This window comes from Streptomyces thermospinosisporus (assembly GCF_039526425.1).
Classification (GTDB): Bacteria; Actinomycetota; Actinomycetes; order Streptomycetales; family Streptomycetaceae; genus Streptomyces; species Streptomyces thermocarboxydovorans.
Window position 1 is genome coordinate 1 of the sequence record NZ_BAAAIZ010000077.1, and the last position, 5349, is coordinate 5349.

Here is a 5349-nt window from a genome sequence, read left to right on the forward strand (position 1 = left end):
CAGCGGGGAGGCGGCGGGCCCGAGCGCGGCCGCCGGCCGCAGCTCCCGCCGCGCGGCGGTGCGCGCCCCGAACTGCCCGGCGGTAACCAGCAGCAGCCGCGGGTGCCGAGCTGGAGCGACGAGAAGGCGGAGCCCTCGGTGCCGCGCGCCTCGCTGGACGCGCCGCGGGGTCACGAGGAGCCGGACGTCTCCCGCACGGCCGCCCTGCCGCGCGTCGACGACCGCCAGGGCCCCGGTTCCACGGCCGAGATCCCCCGCTACGACGAGCGTCAGGCCTCCGGTGCCCAGGCTCCGGGCGCGGGCGGCCCGCAGAACACGGGCCAGTTCGTCCGCAGCGACGTCTACGGCGCCCCGGCGGGCCGCCAGGGCACGCAGAACCCGGCCGACACCGGCCAGTTCGCCGCGCAGGGCTACTCCGCCGGTGCCACCGGCCAGTACCAGGTGCCGGCCCAGAACGGCTCCACCACGGGCCAGTACCAGCGTCCGCAGCTCAACGGTGCCCCGCAGGCCCCGCAGCAGCGGCCGGTGCCGCGCGAGCCGGAGGCGCTGCCGCCGGCCACCGGTCCCGGTGACGGACGCACCCCGCTGTACGACACCCTGGAGACCAACTGGTTCCGGGGCCGTCGTGAGCGGCTTGCGCAGTCGCAGAACGGCAGCGGCCCGGCTGCCGCTCCGCAGCAGTCCCAGCAGCAGCCGCAGGGGGCCAACCCCCAGCGGTCCGCTTCCACCACTGCCTGGCGCAGCTCGCCCAACGACGAGCTGGTCCGGCAGGCCGAACGCGTCCGCAAGCCGGCCGCGGGCGGTGTCACCACCTCCGGCCTGCCGCGCCGGGTCCCCCGGGCGAACCTCGTCCCGGGCACGGCTCAGCAGCAGACCCACACGAGCGGTCCGCAGGTCTCGCGTGCGCCCGACGACGTGCGCGGCCGGCTGACCAACCTCCGTCGGGGAATCGCACAGGGCCGTCAGGCGGGGGCCTCCCAGACCGGGAGCTTCCCGCGGCCCACTCACCAGCAGGAGCGTTAGTTGAGCCCGATGAGCCAGGCGGCACAAAATCTCAACTGGTTGATCACCAACTTCGTGGACAACACCCCCGGGGTGTCCCACACCGTCGTGGTGTCCGCCGACGGCCTTCTGCTGGCGCTGTCCGAGGGCTTTCCGCGCGACCGCGCGGATCAGCTCGCCGCCGTGGCCTCGGGACTGACCTCCCTGACGGCCGGCGCCTCGAGAATCTTCGAGGGCGGCAACGTCGCGCAGACGGTGGTGGAGATGGAACGGGGGTTTCTTTTTCTCATGTCCATCTCGGACGGCTCGTCCCTTGCCGTCCTGGCACACCCCGACTGCGACATCGGCCTCGTCGGCTACGAAATGGCGCTCCTGGTCGACCGCGCGGGGGCGGTCCTCACCCCGGACCTGCGCGCCGAACTACAGGGAAGTCTGCTCCACTGAACGGCCCCGGCACCACCCGTCTCACCACATCACCGTCCGGCCGCCACAATTTCCCCCCACCGGCCCACATCAGACGGCACGACTGACCAACCTGCTGTCACGCCCGGAGGATTGAGGATTCATGACCCCGCCCACCGCCTCTCATGATCCGTACGCGGAACCGTACGAGGACGAGGGCGACCAGCCGCTGGTCCGTCCGTACGCGATGACCGGCGGCCGGACGCGGCCGCGCTACCAGCTGGCCATCGAGGCGCTGATCAGCTCGACCGCGGATCCGGCAGCACTCATGGGGCTCCTCCCGGAGCATCAGCGCATCTGCCACCTCTGCCGTGAGGTGAAGTCGGTCGCCGAGGTCTCGGCGCTCCTCAACATGCCACTGGGCGTCGCCCGGATCCTGGTGGCCGACCTTGCCGAGGCGGGCCTCGTCGCGATCCACCAGCCGGGCGGCGACGAGGCGACCGGCGCCCCGGATGTGACACTGCTCGAAAGGGTGCTCAGTGGACTTCGCAAGCTCTAGCGGCGGGGCGGTCTCCGACGCCCGTGCCACCACGTCCGCGAAGATCGTGGTGGCGGGCGGTTTCGGCGTCGGCAAGACCACGTTCGTCGGCGCCGTCTCGGAGATCAACCCGCTGCGCACCGAGGCCGTCATGACCTCCGCCAGCGCGGGGATCGACGACCTCACCCACACCGGGGGCAAGACCACCACCACGGTGGCCATGGACTTCGGGCGCATCACGCTGGACCAGGACCTGATCCTCTACCTGTTCGGCACGCCCGGGCAGGACCGGTTCTGGTTCATGTGGGACGACCTGGTGCGCGGCGCCATCGGCGCGGTCGTCCTGGTGGACACCCGCCGGCTGGCGGACTGCTTCCCGGCGGTGGACTACTTCGAGAACAGCGGTCTGCCGTTCGTGGTGGCCCTCAACGGATTCGACGGTCAGCAGCCCTACCAGCCCGAAGAGGTCCGGGAGGCGCTGCAGATCGGTCCCGACACCCCCATCATCACCACCGACGCCCGGCACCGGGCGGACGCCAAGAGCGCGCTGATCACGCTCGTCGAGCACGCCCTGATGGCGCGCCTGAGGTGATCTCAAGTCGGTGAAAGATGACGGCAGTTGTCGTAACGGATGGTCCCGGTGCACCGGGGCCGGCTGTGTCCTTTGACACGGTCGGCCCCGGTGTTCATAACGTTTCGGCAGAGGAATCCGGCCGGACCGACACGCGTCGCGTTCACGCGGTACCGCTGTGCTCACATCCGGCCCGCCTTTTGCCGCACCTCGCTCTTTATGACCGTTTTATCTGGGGCTTATGCGGGCCGGTACTGATCGTTTCCGCTGTTTGGAAGTCCGCAGGTCGGCATGCTGGAATGCCTGAACTGCCCATCGGTCAAAGACGTACCAAGAAGTCGATGGTGAGCAGGGCTCTGAGACACTGCGGCACAACGAAGGTGCCGACCGCCGAGAGGTTGTTGGTCGAGTGAGGCGAAGCAAGAACAGTCCCGAGCCGTCGGCCCGGGGCAACTTCACCCCGCCGCCGCGCGCAGCGGCGCCCACCCCCGTGCCCGGTCCGGAGCCGACGGACACACCTGCCCCGAGCGGCGGCAAGTTCTCCCCGCGCAACTGGCGGGTGGCCACCAGGCTCAACGCGATCCTGCTCATACCCGTGCTGGTCGGCCTCGCCATGGGCGGCTTCCAGGTGAGCAGCTCCATCGAGACCTGGCAGGAGGCCGAGGACGCGGAGAAGACCGCGCGTCTGGTGCAGGCCTCCCTGACCTACGCCGACGCCATCTACAACGAGCGCGACATCACCGCGGTTCCGCTGCTGACCGGCAAGGGCGAGGACGACCCGACGGTCGTCAAGGCCCGCGCCGCCACCGACAAGGCCGCCGACGCCTTCGACGAGGCCGCGCAGGAGTTGCCGGACAAGGAGGGCCTGCAGCGCCGTCTGGCCCGCTTCCGCAAGGCCGAGCCCCGTCTGACGCAGCTGCGCACCGTCGCCTACACCGACAAGCTCAAGGGTGTGGAGACGGAGGAGGGCTACGTCGACGTCGCCCACTCCCTGATGGAGTTCGCCAACGAGCTCGGTCTGGGCACCGGAAACATCACCAGCTACGGGCGCACGGTCTACGCGATCTCGCTGACCAAGGCCGCGCTGTCGCTGGAGCGCTCCATCGGTATGCACATGCTGACGAAGCCGGGTCCGACCCCGAGCCAGCTCGCCAGCCAGCGCGTCGCCCTCTCCTCCTACGCCTACCTCGAGCGCATCGCCATCGAGGAGTACCGCGGCGGTGGCACCGAGGCCGACCTGTCCAAGCTGGAGCAGGTCGCGCAGGACATCCAGGCCAAGGGCGCGGCGATGGCCAAGGAGGCCAAGCAGAAGGACCCCGACTACGTCCCGCCGCCCGCCAAGCCGGAGACGATGATCGGCGAGGTGGCCCGGCTGAGCACCACCGACCCCGCCGCCCGCGCCGAACTGGCCGGCAAGGGCATCACCCCCGCGAACTGGTGGGCGGTGAACACCCTCAAGTTCGACGGCTACCGGCAGATCGAGGCCGACCTCGCCGACACCGCGGTGAACGAGGCCGCCGAGATCGCCGACGACGCCCAGCGCGACGCCTTCATCACCGGTGCCGCCGTCGTCATCGCGCTGCTGACCGCGTTCATCCTGGCCGGCCTGGTGGCCCGCCAGATGAGCCGCTCGATGCGCCAGCTGCGCAACGCCGCCTTCGGCATCGCCGAGCAGCGCCTGCCGATGCTGGTCGACCAGCTCTCGCGCACCGACCCCGGCCGGGTCGACACCCGTGTCGCGCCCATCCCGATCACCTCCACGGACGAGATCGGCGAGGTCGCCCGGGCCTTCGACCAGGTCCACCGCGAGGCCGTCCGGCTCGCCGCCGAGCAGGCCCTGCTGCGGGGCAACATCAACGCGATCTTCACCAACCTGTCGCGCCGCAACCAGTCGCTGATCGAGGGCCAGCTGACCCTGATCACCGAGCTGGAGAACAACGAGGCCGACCCGGACCAGCTGGAGAACCTCTTCAAGCTGGACCACCTGGCGACCCGTATGCGCCGCAACGGCGAGAACCTCCTGGTCCTCGCCGGCGAGGAGCCCGGCCGCCGCTGGGACCAGCCGGTTCCGCTGATCGACGTGCTGCGCGCCGCCTCCTCCGAGGTGGAGCAGTACGAGCGCATCGAGCTGTCCGGCGTCCCGGAGGCCGAGATCCACGGCCGTGCCGTGACCGACCTCGTGCACCTGCTCGCGGAGCTGCTGGAGAACGCGACGACCTTCTCGTCGCCGCAGACCAAGGTCCGCGTCACCGCGACCCGTCTCCCCGACGGCCGCATCATGATCGAGATCCACGACAAGGGCATCGGTCTGACCGCCGAGGACTTCGCGGACATCAACCACAAGCTGGCCAACCCGCCGACCGTGGACGCCGCGATCTCCCAGCGCATGGGCCTGTTCGTGGTCGGCCGGCTGTCCGACCGGCACGGCATCCGGGTCCAGCTGCGCCCCTCGGGCGAGCAGGCCGGTACCACCTCGCTGGTCATGCTGCCGGACGCGATCACCCACGGCGGTGGCGGCGAGCAGCAGATGGAGCGCGAGGAGTTCACCGTCTCGCAGATCATCCCGGAGCAGAACTTCCGCGGCGAGGACTTCAACCAGCCCATGCGCACCGCCGCTGAGCTGGGCTTCGACGACAGCCGCTACGCGGACGTCCCGGACGACATCCGTGAGCTGGACCCGGTCGGCCGCTCCCTGATGCGCGAGGAGCGCCGTGCGGCCCTGGAGGCCGCGAACCGCCGGAACGAGGGCGAGCAGCAGTCCGGCTACTCCGACGAGTACGCCCAGCAGGGCTACGACAACGGCCAGGACTACGACAACGGCCAGGGCTACGACAAC

4 protein-coding genes and 1 pseudogene are annotated in these 5349 nt (G+C 70.4%); all 5 read left to right on the plus strand.

The annotated features are described in order from the left end of the window. A pseudogene (locus tag ABD207_RS23580) lies at nucleotides 1-1023 on the plus strand (nitrate- and nitrite sensing domain-containing protein); the annotation flags it as partial. Between the two features lie 9 nt (nucleotides 1024-1032). Further along, nucleotides 1033-1446 (plus strand): roadblock/LC7 domain-containing protein, encoded by a 414-nt coding sequence (locus tag ABD207_RS23585; protein ID WP_167996637.1) that lies wholly within the window; start codon nucleotides 1033-1035, stop codon nucleotides 1444-1446. Between the two features lie 121 nt (nucleotides 1447-1567). Continuing rightward, nucleotides 1568-1963 (plus strand): DUF742 domain-containing protein, encoded by a 396-nt coding sequence (locus tag ABD207_RS23590; protein WP_167996560.1) that lies wholly within the window; start codon nucleotides 1568-1570, stop codon nucleotides 1961-1963. Beyond that, nucleotides 1944-2534 carry a GTP-binding protein gene (locus ABD207_RS23595; protein ID WP_344015116.1) on the plus strand — a complete coding sequence of 197 codons (591 nt, stop codon included), beginning with the start codon at nucleotides 1944-1946 and terminating at the stop codon, nucleotides 2532-2534. Before ABD207_RS23590 ends, ABD207_RS23595 begins: the two co-directional genes overlap by 20 nt. A 388-nt stretch (nucleotides 2535-2922) precedes the next feature. Continuing rightward, the coding region (locus ABD207_RS23600; protein WP_344015117.1) for a sensor histidine kinase at nucleotides 2923-5349 on the plus strand (2427 nt) is incomplete at its 3' end.

What these genes read in the sequence shown, in the direction of transcription:
- ABD207_RS23590 (WP_167996560.1), top strand. Translation starts at nt 1,568, where the DNA reads ATGACCCCGCCCACCGCCTCTCATGATCCGTACGCGGAACCGTACGAG.
- ABD207_RS23585 (WP_167996637.1), top strand. Translation starts at nt 1,033, where the DNA reads ATGAGCCAGGCGGCACAAAATCTCAACTGGTTGATCACCAACTTCGTG.